Source organism: Acinetobacter sp. Tol 5, assembly GCF_019702905.1.
Lineage (GTDB): Bacteria > Pseudomonadota > Gammaproteobacteria > Pseudomonadales > Moraxellaceae > Acinetobacter > Acinetobacter bereziniae.
In genome coordinates this window covers 4,340,580-4,358,188 of sequence record NZ_AP024708.1, presented here as the reverse complement: position 1 = coordinate 4,358,188, position 17,609 = coordinate 4,340,580, and the positions used below count along the sequence as shown (strand labels likewise).

Here is a 17,609-nt window from a genome sequence, read left to right as displayed (position 1 = left end):
ACCGGGTTTGTCGGAGACCAACTTTCTTGAGAGAATGTCCCAATGACAAAACCAAAATATACCCCTGAAATCAGAGAAAGAGCGATTCAATTATTGATTGAATCTGAAAAAGATTATCCATCGAATTGGGCTGCAATCACAGCAATTGCACCTAAGATTGGCTGTACTCCTGAAACACTACGTTCCTGGCATCAGAAGTATTTGAATCAACAGAATCCAATCAAAGTACAGCAGCTTTCAGACCAAGAACGTATCAAACAACTCGAACGCGAAAATAAAGAACTGCAACGCGCCAATGAGATTCTACGCAAAGCAGCCGCTTTTTTCGCCCAGGCGGAGCTCGACCGCCCACACAAATAATGGTGGATTTTATCCATAATAATAAAGAGCTGTACGGAGTCGAGGCGATTTGTAGAATTTTACCGATTGCAGCTTCGACCTATTATCGGGCTTTAGATCTCGTTGATAACCCAGAACATCGAGCGAAACGTGCTCTGCATGATTTGCATCATGCAGAGCAAATCAAACGTATTTGGAAAGAAAGTTCAGGTCGATATGGTGTACGTAAAGTTTGGCAAAAATTGAAACGTGAGGGTTATGTTATTGCACGTTGTACAGTTGCTCGATTGATGCAAAAGCTAGGTATACAAGGTGTTTGGCGTGGTAAGAACAAACAAACCACCCGTAGCCGAGATGACCAAAAACGAGCAGATGATTTAGTGAAACGTAATTTTACTGCTGATCATCCTGACCAACTGTGGGTGAGTGACTTTACGTATATTCAAACAAATTCAGGCTGGGTTTATACTGCATTTATTATTGATGTGTTCTCACGAGCAATTGTTGGATGGAAAGTATCTACACGAATGAATACAGATATGGTGCTCGATGCATTAGAGCAAGCATTGCATGATCGAGGCATGCCAAAGAATGTGATTCATCATTCCGACAGAGGTGTGCAATATCTTTCCATTCGCTATACCAATCGTTTAGAAGCAGCAAATTTACGAGCATCAGTCGGTACGACTGGTGATTCATACGATAATGCTTTGGCTGAAACGGTGAATGGCTTATACAAAACAGAGGTGATTGAATATCTAAAAGCAGATTGGCAAGGTTTAGCAGATGTACAACTTGCGACACTAAATTGGGTAGATTGGTTCAATAAAGAGCGTGTACATAGTGCACTAGGTTATGTATCACCTTTTGATTTTGAAGCAATGTACTATGATAAGATTAACCCGTTAGGTCAGGTGGCCTAACTTAAATAAAAAACTCTCCGACAAACCCGGTACGGTTCAATATTCCTATTGAAACAGAGTCTACATCAGTACTTCTAGCTCAGACAGCTAATCAATCCGAATGGAAAATTGTGTCTTCTACATCTGAAGTTGTTGATTATGAACATATCTTTATTACTCAACAAAAACAGTTGGAGTCTTCTGTCCAAGGGGGCTCTAAACAAGAGGAAGTGTTAAAAAAAAGAGAAACATTTGAAGAAAGACAAAGATTAATCTCTGCACTGAAGACGGTTTTATTATTAAAACAACGGAAAGTATTTGAAGAAAGACAAAGATTAATCTCTACATTGAAAATAGATTTGTTATTGTTAAAACAGCAGAAATTATTTGAAGAAAGACAAAGATTAATCTCTACATTGAAAATAGATTTGTTATTGTTAAAACAGCAGAAATTATTTGAAGAAAAACAAAGATTAATCTCTGCACTGAAGACGGTTTTATTATTAAAACAACGGAAAGTATTTGAAGAAAGACAAAGATTAATCTCTACATTGAAAATAGATTTGTTATTGTTAAAACAGCAGAAATTATTTGAAGAAAAACAAAGTTTAATCTCTACATTGAAGTTAGCTTTATTATGTTTAACACAGCAGAGAGCATTTGAAGCAACGCAAAGATTGCAATTAATACAGACTAATACCCCAGTTCAAGATTTACTTAAGGAACACAAAGCTTCTTTGGAGGTTGAATCATATCAAAAGAACTTCGAATCAGAACAAAATATCTCACAGTCAGACTCAAGTCAGATTGGAGATGCAGAAAATTTTGCTATATATCAACTAGAACCTAAGAATGATTTTAATGAAAAAATCCTCTCACTTATTCCCAAAGTATCTTATTCGTCTCTTTCTTCCCATGAGCCTGAGCAATCTTCAAAGAATTTAGAGTCAAATACTAGCGTAAGCCAGCCAGACTCAAGTCAGATTGGAGATGAAGAAAATTTTGTGACATTCCAATTAGAACCTAAAAATGATTTCAATGAAACAATCATCTCACTTATTCCCAAAGTATCTCATTCGATTCTTTCTTCCCATGAGCCTGAGCAATCTTCAAAGAATTTAGAGTCAAATGCTAGCGTAAGCCAGCCAGAATTAAATCAGATTGGAGATGAAGAAAATTTTGTGACATTCCAATTAGAATCTGAAAATCATATAAATGAAAAAATCATACCATCTGCACCAGAGATATATCAGCAAATAGATCCAGTATGGGTTTCTTCAGACAAGAATGTCGAAATAAATGGATTCACTATACATGGTGGAATGTTTTATCTAGGAACTAAAAGGCAATACATTTCTTTCAACACTGAACCTTCTTTTATTGATGTATCATTATCAATTTCAAGTCGTAAAGTAGATATAGCCGAACGTTTAATAGGATATTGGCCTAGTTATACTCATATCTCTCCTAAAGCAAGGCGTGCATATTTGGATTGGTTGGCAGGTGGACGATCTAATCCAATAGCTGATATTGGTTATGTTTTTCTATTTTTTTATGGGTTAGAACGACGTGCTCTAGTAGATGCACAAACAGATTTACAAGCTAAACAAGAAATACCCGATATTATTAAGGAAGTAACCAGGTTATTATCCATCTATGGAAGTAATGGTTCATTTAAAGGTTATGCTTTAAGATTTATAGATTATGTGTCTTTTGATACGGTTGTTGCACAAAGCTATTTGAAACAACCTTCTGAAATATTGAATACTCCATATGAACTTCCATTAAGTTATCGTATAGCATTAGGACAACTGGTAGTTGATAAATATCCATTACCGGTAGATTGGGCACTTGCTTGGGTTTTAATAGACCGTAATATTAGTAAACGAACACCAGTAACACGTTGTGCTGATTATTTTGCAGCTTTATTCAAACAAAACTATCAGGCTACTTATGGTAATGGTTTTGTACTTTCTCCCAATCGCACTAAGCTTAAGCTTACCTATTTCCCCGCATCATCTGCTATTTCAAGAAACTTATCAAAAAATATCGATGATCTTCCTGATGTATCTGCAGTATCAAAGCATATTAAAAAGTTACAGGCATTAGTTGATCAGACTACAGAACAGTTAGAACCTTATAGTCGTTATCTTGGGCGAAATCCAGATTCTGTGAGTACATCTGATGTTATTTTGTTTTTACCAATAAATCTTTGGCCTGAAAAGTTAATAGCTGTGATTGAAGAGTTTAAGGAAAAAACCTCGCAGAATCCATTAGCTATTGAGTTGAAAACCTTTTTGATGAAGTTGGGCTGTAATGTGCTGTTATCTCGTAATCAATTTGTTGAACTGGTACGTAACCTAGAAAATATAGGATTAGGGATTGAGCCCGATATATTTATTGGGTCAAAAGTACTAAAGCCCGATGAGTTGATAGTATTGTTTAAAATAAGAAATACCAATGTTAATTTTAGGACAGAACCAGCTTATCATGTGGCGAATGTAACTTTGGACTTGGCAAGTGCTGTGGCTTTAGCCGATGGAAAGATCTCTGAAATAGAGCTTGAATTACTAAAGCGTAAAATAGAATCTTGGGTGCATTTAAGTCCTGAGCAACACGAGCGTTTAAAAGCATTTTTACAACTTAAGATTAAACAACCTAGTTCTTTGATGAGTTTAAAGAAAAAATTAGAATTATTATCAGGTGAAAATAGAAGATCTATAGCTCAAATTCTGGTTCAATTGGCTCAAGTGGATGGGGTGGTTGAACCTGCTGAAGTGAAACTTTTGGAGCGAATCTATGTGGTTCTACAATTAGAGAAACAACAAGTTTATAAAGATTTGCATGTTTCATCTACGAACATACAACTTCAGCCAACGAGAAATGTTTTTACTACATCTGATAATGCAACCAAATTCAAATTGGATGTTGAACGTATTGCTAGTCTACAAAAAGAAACTGCACTTGTTTCTAATTTGTTGGCAAATGTTTTTGTAGATGAAGCAATACAAGCAGAGACAGAGATAGCAATTGAGTCAGAAGTTGATGAACAACAGAATAATCATAGTTTATTAGGATTAGATATTGATCATTCAGCATTCCTACATCGATTGATCACCCGTCCTCAGTGGAGTCGAGATGAATTATTAAATTTAGCAGCTGATTTTGATTTGATGTTAGATGGAGCCCTTGAAAATATTAATGAGTCAGCGCTTGATAATCTGGGTGAACAGATTATTGAGGGGGATGATCCTTTAGAAGTTAACCAGAGTTTATTAGAGAAAATAGAAATATGAGTACGATAAAAGCAAAAGATAGAGATGCTGTTATCCAATCACTACGTGCAGGAGTTGTACCTCGGATAGGGCAACATCTTATTCAAGTTGGTCGTGTGAAGGAAATTGAAGCTCTTATTCAAAACATTGATCGTATTGCTGAGGGTGGAGCGACATTTAAGGTTGTTATTGGTGAATATGGTGCGGGTAAAACCTTTTTTCTAAATCTTATTCGAGCAATAGGCATGGAAAAAAAGTTAGTCACTATGCATGCAGATTTAAATCCAGACAGAAGGCTTTATGCTTCAGGAGGTCAAGCACGCTCTTTATATGCTGAACTAACTAAGAATATGTCCACACGAACAAAACCTGATGGTGGAGCATTGCAAGGGATTGTTGAGAAGTTTATTGCTCAGGCTAAATCAGAAGCTAAGTCTTCCGGAAGGACTAATGAAGAAGTTATTCATGCACATCTTGTTGAATTAACAGAAATGGTTAATGGTTATGATTTTGCAGAAGTAATTGCAGCATATTGCAAAGGTTTTGACGAGGGAAATGAACAACTCAAAGCTGATGCAATACGTTGGTTGCGTGGAGAGTTTTCCACTAAAACTGATGCTAGAGCAGCATTAGGCGTACGAACAATTGTTGATGATGCATCAATATATGATCAAATTAAATTACTTTCCCGTTTTGTTCGCTTAGCTGGATACAGTGGTTTACTAGTTTGTCTTGATGAGTTGGTTAATTTGTACAAGCTTTCAAATACACAGGCACGTAATGCGAATTATGAGCAGATCTTACGAATCCTCAATGATTCATTACAAGGTACTGTAGAGGGGTTAGGCTTTATTTTAGGTGGAACCCCAGAATTCCTATTAGATACACGTCGTGGGCTTTACAGTTATGCTGCTTTGCAATCTCGTCTTGCAGAAAACTCCTTTGTACGTTCAGGCTTAGTTGATTATTCTGGACCAGTTTTAAGGTTATCCAGTCTTACTCCTGAAGATTTATATGTGCTGATGCAAAAGATTCGTCATGTATATGCATTGGGTGATCAACAAAAATATGGTTTACCAGACGAAGCTATTCCTGCATTTATGGCTCATTGTGCCACTCGTCTAGGAGATGCTTATTTCCGCACTCCTCGGACAACCATTACTGCCTTTATTAACTTGTTGTCTGTTCTTGAGCAAAACCCCGGAATTGATTGGAAAGAGCTTATAGGTGAGTTACAAATTGAGGTAGACCATGGCGGAGTTTTTGAACATGCTGTAGAGGGTGATGATGAATTTGCCAGCTTCCAACTATGAACAATCTGGATTTGAATTACTTGATAGACGTATCCAACAATGGATTTGGTCAGAAGGTTGGTCAAGTCTAAGAGATGCTCAAAACCAAGCAATTCCAGCATTGATTAGTGCTAATCAGGATGTGATTATTGCTGCTGCTACAGCCTCTGGTAAAACAGAGGCTGCTTTCTTTCCAATTTTAACGCACTTGTTGAATGAAGATAATAATAAAGGAGTGGTACTGTATATCAGTCCATTGAAAGCTCTTATTAATGATCAATGGGATCGCCTTTCAGACCTTTGTGAAACATTGGATATACCAGTTATTGGCTGGCATGGAGACATCGCGCAATCCAAGAAGCAAAAATTTTTGAAAAAACCCCATGGAATATTATTGATCACTCCTGAATCTCTAGAGGCCTTATTTGTTAATCGTGGAACTTCTGTTGCAGGTCTTTTTACTAATCTAAAATATATAGTAGTAGATGAATTGCATGCCTTCATAGGTGTGGAAAGGGGAAAGCAACTTCAAGCATTAATGCACAGAGCTGAATTAGCTTCACAGAAAGTTGTGTCACGAGTAGGGTTGTCAGCAACTCTCGGTGACATGAGTTTGGCGGCTGAATTTCTTAGGAATAAGAACCCTGAAAGAGTCAAAATTATTGTATCAAGAAATCAGGGTCAGACACTCAAAGTTCTTGTCAAAGGTTATATCAATACCGTGTCTGTAAATGAAAAAGATGATTCTAAATCCTCAATAGATGCATCATTTCAAATAGGTTCTACACAAGCTATCGCTAAACATCTTTATGCCTCATTAAGAAATACAAGTAATTTGATTTTCCCAAACTCACGTCAAGAAGTAGAAAAATACTCTGATTATCTTCGTCATTTGTGTGAATTAGATAAAACTCCGAATGTTTTTTGGCCTCATCACGGCAATTTATCAAAGGAAATAAGAGAGGAAACCGAAAAAGCTTTAAAAGACAAGTCACGTCCAGCAACAGCGATTTGCACTACCACTCTTGAGTTGGGTATTGATATTGGTGCAGTCCAAAGCATTGCTCAAATTGGCTCTCCACCTTCAGTTGCGAGTCTTCGTCAGCGGCTAGGTCGCTCGGGTAGAAGAAAAGGTGAAGCTGCTATATTAAGAAATTATTGTATTGAGCCTGAAATTACAGATAAGTCTGGTTTTTCTGATTGTATTCATGAAGGGTTATTACAAACTATAGCGATGATTGTTCTTTTGATAGAAAATTGGTTTGAGCCTCCTCAAGCTAAAGGGCTTCACGCTTCAACACTAGTTCAGCAAATACTGTCAGTCATCGCTGAAAAGGGTGGTGCGAGTGCTAATGATTTATGGAGTATTTTGGTTGAAACTGGACCCTTCTCAAATATAGAAAAGCATGATTTTATAATATTGCTTCGATATTTAGGTCAAAAAAAGCTGATCACTCAAGAAAGCTCTGGACTATTGTTGCATGGTGAATTAGGAGAAAAGTTAGTAAATCACTATGAGTTTTACAGTGCTTTTATTTCCAATGAAGAATATCGAATAGAGTCCAACGGAAAGTCCCTTGGTTCGATTTCACTTAAAAATCCGTTGACTCCTAATATGGGGTTAATTTTTGCAGGACGTAGGTGGCGTGTACTAGAAATTAATTCAGAAGCCAAAATAATAATGGTGATGCCGGACAAAGGGGGAGCTATTCCTTATTTTGAAAACACTGGTACAGCTATGGTACATAGTAGAATTCGACAAAGGATGAAAGAAATACTCTTACATAGTCAAGAGATTCCATTTTTGGATGCCACAGCACAAAAAATGCTGGCAGAAGCTAGGGAATATTTTCGAGTATCTAATTTAGAGAATACCTTTATAAGGGAAATGGGTGGAAGTACTCTTCTGTTTACATGGCAAGGGGATAGGGTGAATAATACGCTAGTATTGATGCTAGGATCATTAGGGCTAGATGCTTCAAATGAAGGTGTACATATCTGCATTTCAAATTCAAAAAAATCTATGCTACATGCTACTGTCAAGAAATTACTTTCTAACGGGATTATAACGCCTGCTCAATTATTGAAAGAGGTTAAAAACCTTGAAAGCGAAAAGTGGGATTGGGCACTTCCGAAGACTGTTCTTGATAAATCTTATGCCTCGGTTGCTTTGGAAATTGAGTTGGCTATGGATTTTCTAGTAAAAGTTTTAGAGGAAACTAATATTAATAAAGTATGCAATTAAATTTCTATAGCTATCTATATTTAGAATTTGGGTAGTTATTTAGCTAAGGGTTCTCTTGGTCAAATTTTATAATGATTTATTTATAAGTTAGCAACTCCTTTTATATTGTATAGAGATGGCTCCGTAAATTTGAACAACACCTATAAGGGCTTTGTTGCATAAATATGTAAGCATCTGATTTAAATAAATTTAATTTTAGATCAAAAAATAATCAAAACTTTTAAAATCATATAGTTATGAAATCTTTGTGCAACAAAGCCTATGATTGAACTAGATCATTAAGTGTAAGCTCATCAAGCTCGGGTTTAATTTTAATAAACTCTGTAGCTAGTAATAATCGCCAGTCATTAATTTGTTTTAAAAATAGATCATCAATACTAGATTTTGAGAGTTGATCTTCAATTGATGACCATACTTCATCAAAAGATCCATTATATACGCTCTCTCTACCAATACGAGCTTCTAATTCCTCTAAGCAATCGACTAGTTCTGTATAATGGTAAAGTCTAATTCTTGAGTGTTGGACTTGGTCATTAGGACTAACAGGAGTAGAGCAGTCATAAATTGCTGTATATTCGAAATTCGATAATACGGAGATCTTTAATTTAGCAGTAAAACCATATCGTCGAATCTGCTTACTAGGTTCCTCTAGTATGCTAATGTCAACACTTGGTTTTTTGGCTTCAACAAAAAATTTACGTTCTGAAAATAGTCTAAAAGTGTAGTCTGGTTTCTTTGTATTCTCATTGCTATTACTTTTGAGACCTTCCTCAACTAAAACTTCTCGTTCATGGGTAGAAGCTACTTTTCTATTAGTTATGTCCCAACCCAAGATAGTAAAGAATTCATCTAAAAAATCTGTTCTAAGCTGACTTTCATTATATTTACTTGATAAATAATAATTTTTATTGGCATCAAATTTATTAACAAGATCTTGAATCTGCTTTTTTCTTTCTGCTAAGTTGATCACTTTTAACTCTTAGAGGTACTAAATATCGAGTAAATATACTATAAAATTAATTAGCTTAATCATTTAAATTTTCATAAATTTTAATTAAATCAATAATTAAATTTAATTCATTCGAAATATCTGGTTGTGAAGACTCTTTACTTAAAGCTTTTAGTTTTTCAATAATTAACTTTATAGAAGCTTTTTTGGTAAATAAGTCAGAAATATTATGCTTACGAATAAAGTCTGAAAGGGCTAAATGAACATAAGGTTTAACTGATTCAATAGATGAATGTCCAGTCCATTCTAATAGTTCTAGAGTAAGAAGTTCAGTATTAGTTAGTAGTTCATTAAGGACTTCTGGATTTTTATTAGAATAATCATTTAGTATGCATTTTAGCTGCTCAGTAATAAATCTATGTCTAAACATATGAGCCATAGCATCTCCAGTAACTCCTGAATTTTTTTTCCAGGAATTAATATAAGTTGTTAATGTATCAGGTGATAATGGCTTGCCATTTTTATGATTAATGAAAACATAATCATGATCTTCTATATTTAATTTTTTTATTATAGATGTTCTATATTTTCTTATATATGAATTTAAATTTAATAGAAAAATTCTAGGAACAGGAATATAACGATAAGTATTATCAAATAGCTTCTTCAAATTAAAGATTTTAAGACCTGGTGAGATATCCGTGCTTTTTAAAGCATTTTTTACGTCACTGACTTTTAATAGTAGTACTTCTGATCTGCGTGCTCCAGTTTGTTCTAAGGTTTCAATTAAACATAAGTTACGAATTCTTAATGCTTTATCATTATGATTTCCAATAAATTCTTTTAATGTTTCTATTTTTGAATCGGAGATAGGAAATCTTCTCTTTAGGGGACTTTTATAAGGAAAAGATAGGTGGTCATAAGTCTTGTTCTTATGTTTAGTTCTTAAATTAGCATAATTTGATTTTTTTTCAAAAACATATATAGCATTAAAGCTATCTGTACCTATAAAGTATTGGAGTTTATATATTTTTTGTATAAAAAAAAGGAATTTTATACATTCTCTCCCAATCTTTATAACTTGATTATTTTCCCGCTTTCTTTGATTGGTTTTAGGATCAACTTCAATAATTAAAGAATTAATAAATTCTTTAAATAGATTATCATTAAGGCTAGAGAAAGAAGGTATAGTCTTTTTATTATAGAAGCAGAATTTAACTAAATGATATATATTGTTAGCATATGTTCTTAATGATCCTCCACGATGCTTTTGCGATTTACTTAATTTAACTTGTTCGAGCATGTAGCAATTAGCCTCAAAACAAGGTATCCCATTAGGATAGTAAATCATAGGAATAGAGCCTTTTTTAAAGAACTTAAGCTCCTCATCAATTATAGAGTAATAATTAAAAAGTATAAAATTATCAATCAGTTGTATTGAGTTATTCATGCGGATCTCCTTGGGTGTAACCAAGTAAGATTTCAATTTCTTTATTTTTGATTTTAAAATCTTCAATTAGTTCAGAATTTCCACTTTTGTAAGCATAATCATGAAGTTTAGACATTAGTATTATTACTAATTCGGAAAGTTGTAAGTTTTTAACTTGCAGATTATAAATAACTGTTTGCTCATTTTTTCTAGAATTATTATTTTTTTTGATATTTTCAATTGATCTCTTCGCATTAAGTCTATAATTATTTAACTCTAAATAACCTCCATTAATTAGTTTGTTAGCTTTATTTACATGGGTGTTAACAGATAGAGAAACTATATTTAAATTTTGATCTTCAAATTTTGCAAAATTGATTTTTGACCTAAGGATATTTCTATAATGTCCATTATTATATTTATTTGGATTTTCGATAATATCTTTTAATAGCGAAATTTCATTTTCAAAAGATTTTTTTAAAATTTCAGAATTAAACATGTTATTCACCAGTAATGGTTAAAATTAGTTTGAAATCTCTAATCTTTCTACCATCCTCTGTTAGTTTTGTAAAAAACTCAGGCTTTAAGTCAATTATATTAGTTTCAATGAGTTGTGATATTTTATTCTCGGCATCAATTACATCTTTTAAATAATAAACACATTCCATATGTTTGTATTGTTCAAATGTTTCTACTTCTGATAGAAAAGAAAACTCACTTACTTGATAATGTTCTAAAAGTAAAGGGAATAGTTTTTCAATATTTTCTATATGCTTTTCCCTGTCAATATTTTGAAATTCTTCTATAATTGATCTTGCTTTTATTCCAGCTAAAGTTTCTCCATTAATATTTTCAGTAATATAGTGATATAAATGTTCAGTATCGGTATGACCTAAGAAGTCCCTTAATGCATCTAAACCTTCATAACTTTTAGACCAAAAAAACAACATTGCAAAAAATCGCCTTAATTGATGTTGTCTAATATAAAATCTTCTAAAGTCGTTCTTTTTATACTCAATCACTTTTGAAGAGAAATAATCACAGAAAAGATCTAAATTTTTATTATATTTGGCTATATTTAAATTAGAAATTTTTAAATCTTTTGGACTTATACCTATTAAGAGGGAAGTGTCATTGCTACAAAAATTATTTTTAATTAAAAAATTATTAAATTTTTGAAGTTTGTATATAAAACCCGCTATTGATCTTAAAATTGGTTTGGATAATATTTCTCTATACCTATCTTCGAAAGAGAATCCACTTTTTCTATTTTCAAATAAGATATCAAAATCAATGTCATTATTCTCCAGTGGATCTAAATTTTTAGGTAGTAAACAATATTCATTTTTCATTTCAATGATTTCTGCTTGTCTTCGAGCCATTGTTGCTCCTATTAGAACTTGTAAGCTCGAAATTAGAACATCAAATAAGTTAAAAAGACCTTCATTATTCCTGATTTTATTAATTCTATTTTCTGCCTCGGGCTTAATATTCCATTGCTGTACACCAATATTTCGTAATTTAGTAGTTAAAAATAAATCAATATTAATATTTTTAATTTCATTTCTTTGAATTAATTTTTGATTTTTAATATATATAAAAACTCTTTCTATTGATGTTAGGATTTCATCCATATACTCAATAAGGAATTCAAAGGCATGCTTTATAGATACAAAAACTATATCAGAAGGCAATGTTACGAATCTTCCTAAAGGGGTAAGTTCAACTTGATTGTTAATATCCTTTAAATTAATTTCTCCTATATTTGATACTATATTGCAGCTAGTTAAATAATTTTTTTTATTTATTATTTGTGAGGCTAGTGCAATCTTGCTAAGGTAAAAAGACATAGCTTTAAAACTTAAAGATTCAGACTCCTCATTTCTTACTGGTACTGCTTTATATTCCTTGCTATCACAACAATCTTCGACAAGGTTAAATTCTTCAATAATTGGAAATTTAATTTCATATATAGAAATACAGTTCTTATATAAAAAATCAAAGTAATTTGTTCTTAAACTTATTCCCTTTCTATGAGGATGCTTTTTATAAGCATTATTTTTATATAACCAAAATCGACACTTGTTAATTTGATCTTCATCTAGATTTAAATGTATATTTTGATTTTCTGGCTCTGAATAAGGATACTTTTCTAAAAAATCCCTATATTCTACTAGATCTATATGCTCAATTTTATCTAGAAGAAAGTTTTGTACTCTTTTAGAGTATTCATATATGCCTTCTTCACATCCATATTTTCCTAATTTTACTAAAATGTCTATGAAAAAAGGTTTATCTAATGCATTTAATTGTCTTTGTTTTAACTTAATTTTTTCTGAATTTAATATTATGCTATCAATTAATATATATACTTGTCTTATGGCTCTATTGATTGTTACCTTGCTTGGATTATTGCCATTGTAGTATTTTGGGTTACCACAATATATAATCCAGTCTTTGAAAAAATTTAATAAATTTTTATGGTCAATTAATTTTGATTCATCATTTATTATAATTTTCTCAAAATTAATTACTTGTGGTTGTTTTGTTAGGTTTAATATCCAAATATTATCAGTATAGGTTGTCTCTTCTGAAAACCAATAAGGCTTTTCATGGCTAAATTTATAAGCATTTATCAGTGGAGATAATGCTTTTTCAATAGCTTTTTCGACTTTGTGATTATATTGCTCTTTATCCAATATGATTTTTTTTAAAACATTAATTTCTTCATTGTTTAAGTTTGTTAAATCTTTTTTATTTTTTTCAATTTTGTCTATTAAATTAAGTGTTTTAGCATCCATTACTTAACTCCTTCTATTGCCTTAAATACTGTTCTTTCTGGCAGAGGGCTTTTCTTAGCCTCTTGATAAATGGCTAAAACATCATCATCTATATATAAGGCTTGATTCCTGTTTTTTAAAGCAAATTCTAACTGTGAAATTATGAAGTGTGCACTTTGATGCCATTTACTTATTATTGTATTTAACTCAACTATATTTTCTTTTTTATCAAAGAAATTAATGATTGCTATTAACCATTGGAGTAAGCCAACAGAGAGGGGAAAAACACCAATAGTATTTTCTTTATCAATATTATTTTTACTATATGGTCGAATTTTTCCTTTTTCTAAAAATTGTGGAATACTTTCTAAGCTATGATTTTTCAGGAATAAATCTAATTCTTCTGGTGTAAAATCTACCGCTTTATATAAATGCTCACTTGTTTTCATGGCTTCATATACAATTGCATTTTGAAAAATTCTTATCCACCTATTACTAAAATAGTTCCATAAGGGTTGGGGAAGATATTTTTTTATTAGCCTAGGCTGGCAATATTCATGACCCAAGGCAGTGCTCATTGCATATATTGATGCAGTTTCGATATAGATTTTTACAGCATTCGATGCTCTAAAACGGGTCAATGAAAGATTGTCTAAAATATTCTTTGCTTGTATTTCATTTCTTATAAGATTATTTTCTTGGTCATAAGAATTTTTGATAAATATTTCTTTATAATACTCTCCATTGGGTTTGGTTGTAGGATTTGGAATTTTTTTGCTTCGTGAGGGTGGAGTAAAAACACTACTAGAAGTTAAAAGCATATATTCATAATTTTTATCATCGTTTTGTTTTAAGTGCTCTCTCCCTATCTTGGTTATTTTAATCAAGCATTCCACTATATATTTTGATTTCTCATTTAAAATAATAGTCTGCCTTGCATTTTTATAACCTTTTCTGCTTTTATAAGATGTAATACACCATTGCCCGTTGATCTCTTCATATCCTGTTCTGACTCCATTTTCATAAAGTTTCCATTCTGTTAACCATGCTTCTGTTATTGCAGGATGTTCATAAATCAACAAAATTAAAAATGGATAAATTGTTTTAAAATCAATTTCAGGTATATAATTTCTTATCAATTTTGTTTTTCTAATTAATCCTAAAAATGACTGATAATGAGATACATTAGGATAGGTAAAAGGGTATTCCCTATAAGTAGCGCAAACATTTTCTATATTATTTAGTCCAACTGATGTAGGATTTTTACTTCCTCTACCTCTTAAAACTACTGTTTCTTCTGGTTTTTTAATTCTTCCTTTGTCAGCAAACTCATTAAAATTTTTATATATATCCATAATTTGTTTAATATGTTGTTCACAACAAGAGACAACATGCTGAATATCTTTAACAATTTCTTCGAAAATTTTTTCTTTAGCTTCTTTTGTGGAATAAGAAATAGGTACTCTTGTAATAAGTTTGTCAGTAAAGACTTCTTCTGCTTCATTTTTTAAGTGTGTATAGTCTCTAAGATTCGATTTTTTAAATACTGGGGCTAGTATTGGGTAATAGGTAGGAGGAAATATTTTTTCTTCAATTAGATCGTTATATAAGCATACAACAGCACTCCATCTTTTTAAAAAGGATTGATGTGATAGTCTTTTCTGTTGAATTTCTAAAATACATATATTTAATATCCTATACATGGTTTCGAAAGCATTTTGGCTATTCATGTAATACATTAATTCTTCTAAATTTTTGAATGCTAGAGTTAGCCTATTTAATAATAATGTTAAATTACCTACATCCCTTTCTAAAGTGACTTTATTTTTTCTCAACCCTATATTAATCATGGCATTATGAATTTTTCTTGTGAATTCTTCGCCATAAAGTGTGTAGCAGTTTGCTAAGTTTAAATAGATGATTTCCTGGTCACTACTTCTAATAGGCCAACCTGAATAGAATAAGAGTCTTTCGTTAGGATCATATGCTAAATAGGATTTTATTAGATCTTGTACATCTGAACTTATCGAATCATTGCTAACTTTGACTTTACTAAGCTCAAGTTTTTTCAATTCAGCTAGTTTAGAGAAAAATTTATAGGCTAAAAAAGAATATAGGTATTTAACCCGAATACTCGTGTCTAATTCTTTATAAATAAAACAGATAAATGATTTATAGTGATTTTCTAAATTTTCATTATTCAATGGCTTAAAGTTAAAATCCTTAATAGGCTTTTTATACTTAATTTCTATAAAAATAGCTAATAGGTCTGAAAAGTAATATGTTTTTCTTTTATATGTTGTACCTAAACTAAGATCAATTATCTGTTTTATCTCATCAGATAAGACATGCTCCAAGGAGTAATGATCAAATTTAAGACTTAACATTCTTACCCTCAACGAATTGATCTTTACATATTGCTATTTTTGATCATATCTTATTCAATTAAAAGTGTAGATATGTAATTAAGTTTTTCATTAAAATAGCTTTTTTATATTTTGATGATAATTCTAATTTAGGGAAACTTGAGATTCATCCAAGAAAAGTACCCCTAAATGCGCAAGTGTAATTTCTCCGGGTTTCGGGTTCGATCCACCTCCCACCAAGGCAATTGCAGAAGCAGTATGATGAGGTGCTCGAAAAGGTCGCTGCCCAAAGTGATGTTGAGTGTTGGCAATGGAATAAATACTGGCGACTTCGAGATTTTCTTGTGGATTCAATGCAGGCAAAATACTAGGTAAACGTGAAGCTAAAAGTGTTTTACCTGTTCCTGGTGGTCCTTTAAATAAAAGCGAGTGTCCACCTGCAGCGGCAATTTCTAGAGCTCTTCGAGGGCGTAACTGACCTTTTACATCAGCCAAATCAAATTTATATTGTTTGTCCAAAGTAGATTTTTGTGTGGAGGTTACTTCAATTTTTTGTGTATTTAAAAAATGATCACAGACTTGTTTTAAATGATGTGCAGCAAATACCTTGAATTCGGGTAATTGTGCGGCTTCATCAGCATTTTCTTGAGGAAGCATCAATTGGTGTTTTGCCAATTGACAAGCCATTGCAATCGTTAATGTGCCTGTAACAGGTCTTAAATGACCATCCAGTGCTAACTCACCAATAAACTCGAAATCGTCTGTGACATTCTCAGGGAGTTGACCTGTCGCAATCAGAATTCCTAATGCAATCGGAAGATCTAAGCGAGAGCCATCTTTAGGAAGGTCTGCAGGTGCCAGATTGATGGTCAAGCGTTTGGTTGGAAATTGAAAACCACTATTGATGATTGCAGAGCGGACACGATCCTTACTTTCACGAACGGCTGCTTCTGCCAAACCAACAATCGTTAAAGAAGGTAGTCCTGCACTAACATGGACCTCTACTTCAATTAAAGGTGCATGCAATCCAAGTAAGCCTCGTGTATAAATTTTGGCTAAAGACATTGTTATTTTCCAAGTTTGCTTTATTTTTAATCATTATTATAATTTTTGCACCACTTTTGTGCAAATTTAGTTTATTTTTTATGCTGAATAAGCACCTCAAGTGCTTTTACTTGCGCTTGTAATTCAGTCAATCTTAAATTGGCATTATTTAGTGCAGTTTTTTGACGCTCGATTTCATCTTTAGAGACAATGTCCATTTTGCTAATAGCTTCGTTCAATAAGGCACGTAGGTTATGTTCGATATCTTTTTTAGGTTGATCGACTTGTTCCAAAATTGCTTGTAGTAATGTTTCAATCATGAGGAATCCAAAATGTTGATATTCTTTGCCTAGTGTAACATCGTGTATGGATTTTTACTTGAGTAATTTTTATTGGTTTATCAAGGCATCAAAGATAAGAAAATCGTGAGTGAATTTTAAAAAAATTGATCATTATTGTGAGTTTTTTCAAGTTGAAACTTCACCTAAGGATATACAATAGGTTATAAAGGCAATACGTGTTGATTAAATTAGCCACCCCAACCGTTAATAAGATTGGCACGAAAATTGAACATAAAACCTTACTGGTGAAATAAGCCGAAGGAAAACAATATGAAGCTCGTAACTGCAATTGTAAAACCGTTTAAATTAGATGACGTGCGTGAAGCCTTGTCTGATATAGGCGTTCAAGGGATTACCGTAACTGAGGTTAAAGGTTTTGGTCGTCAAAAAGGGCATACAGAACTTTACCGTGGTGCTGAATATGTCGTGGATTTTCTCCCAAAAGTGAAAATTGAAATCGCGATCAGTGATGACATGGTAGATTCAGTGATTGAATCTATTACACGTGTTGCGAGCACTGGGAAAATTGGTGACGGAAAAATTTTCGTGACGAATTTAGAGCAAGTGATTCGTATTCGTACAGGTGAAACAGGTCCAGACGCTGTTTAATTTGGCACGAAGATTGCTGGTTATGTTGATGAAGACAT

The 17,609-nt window shown here is 32.6% G+C and carries 11 protein-coding genes, 1 pseudogene and 1 other annotated feature; of the genes and pseudogenes, 5 read left to right on the top strand and 7 right to left on the bottom strand.

Annotated features, from left to right (window positions below):
• Positions 1–42 precede the first annotated feature (42 nt).
• The 4 genes from TOL5_RS20200 to TOL5_RS20185 all read left to right on the top strand — a co-directional run bounded on the left by TOL5_RS20200 (position 43) and on the right by TOL5_RS20185 (position 8,053).
• A protein-coding gene (locus TOL5_RS20200; protein ID WP_221260599.1) for an IS3 family transposase occupies positions 43–1,262 on the top strand; the annotation gives its coding sequence in 2 pieces (ribosomal slippage) (positions 43–319 and positions 319–1,262; 1,221 coding nt in all).
• Positions 318–437, top strand: a sequence feature (AL1L pseudoknot). Its footprint overlaps the gene before it by 120 nt.
• Positions 1,263–1,372: 110 nt before the next feature.
• On the top strand, positions 1,373–4,537 hold the full coding sequence (locus TOL5_RS20195; RefSeq protein ID WP_221260597.1) for a TerB N-terminal domain-containing protein: 3,165 nt from the start codon (positions 1,373–1,375) through the stop codon (positions 4,535–4,537).
• Positions 4,534–5,829, top strand: coding sequence for an ATP-binding protein (locus TOL5_RS20190; RefSeq protein WP_221260596.1), 1,296 nt, complete (start codon positions 4,534–4,536; stop codon positions 5,827–5,829). Before TOL5_RS20195 ends, TOL5_RS20190 begins: the two co-directional genes overlap by 4 nt.
• A complete protein-coding gene (locus tag TOL5_RS20185; RefSeq protein ID WP_228740299.1) occupies positions 5,801–8,053 on the top strand; it encodes a DEAD/DEAH box helicase in 2,253 nt (750 codons plus the stop codon). Before TOL5_RS20190 ends, TOL5_RS20185 begins: the two co-directional genes overlap by 29 nt.
• Before the next feature lie 259 nt (positions 8,054–8,312).
• On the opposite strand, the gene TOL5_RS20180 is transcribed toward TOL5_RS20185, so the two are convergent.
• The 7 genes and pseudogenes from TOL5_RS20180 to TOL5_RS20150 all read right to left on the bottom strand — a co-directional run bounded on the left by TOL5_RS20180 (position 8,313) and on the right by TOL5_RS20150 (position 16,941).
• Complete coding sequence (locus TOL5_RS20180; RefSeq protein ID WP_221260595.1) at positions 8,313–9,023, bottom strand: type I restriction enzyme HsdR N-terminal domain-containing protein; 711 nt, start codon at positions 9,021–9,023, stop codon at positions 8,313–8,315.
• Between the two features lie 55 nt (positions 9,024–9,078).
• On the bottom strand, positions 9,079–10,452 hold the full coding sequence (locus TOL5_RS20175; RefSeq protein ID WP_221260594.1) for a tyrosine-type recombinase/integrase: 1,374 nt from the start codon (positions 10,450–10,452) through the stop codon (positions 9,079–9,081).
• Positions 10,445–10,930 carry a hypothetical protein gene (locus TOL5_RS20170; protein ID WP_221260593.1) on the bottom strand — a complete coding sequence of 162 codons (486 nt, stop codon included), beginning with the start codon at positions 10,928–10,930 and terminating at the stop codon, positions 10,445–10,447. Before TOL5_RS20170 ends, TOL5_RS20175 begins: the two co-directional genes overlap by 8 nt.
• 1 nt (position 10,931) lies before the next feature.
• Positions 10,932–13,232, bottom strand: a complete 2,301-nt coding sequence (locus TOL5_RS20165; protein ID WP_221260591.1) for a hypothetical protein — start codon at positions 13,230–13,232, stop codon at positions 10,932–10,934.
• Positions 13,232–15,598 carry a hypothetical protein gene (locus TOL5_RS20160; protein WP_221260589.1) on the bottom strand — a complete coding sequence of 789 codons (2,367 nt, stop codon included), beginning with the start codon at positions 15,596–15,598 and terminating at the stop codon, positions 13,232–13,234. The genes TOL5_RS20165 and TOL5_RS20160 overlap by 1 nt, the downstream gene beginning before the upstream one ends.
• Before the next feature lie 144 nt (positions 15,599–15,742).
• A pseudogene (locus tag TOL5_RS20155) lies at positions 15,743–16,642 on the bottom strand (YifB family Mg chelatase-like AAA ATPase); the annotation flags it as partial.
• 71 nt (positions 16,643–16,713) lie between these two features.
• Complete coding sequence (locus TOL5_RS20150; protein WP_004825547.1) at positions 16,714–16,941, bottom strand: accessory factor UbiK family protein; 228 nt, start codon at positions 16,939–16,941, stop codon at positions 16,714–16,716.
• Positions 16,942–17,232: 291 nt separating this feature from the next.
• Between TOL5_RS20150 and glnK the strand changes: the two genes are divergently transcribed.
• On the top strand, positions 17,233–17,571 hold the full coding sequence (gene glnK / locus TOL5_RS20145) for a P-II family nitrogen regulator (RefSeq protein WP_004725283.1): 339 nt from the start codon (positions 17,233–17,235) through the stop codon (positions 17,569–17,571).
• Positions 17,572–17,609: the final 38 nt, after the last annotated feature.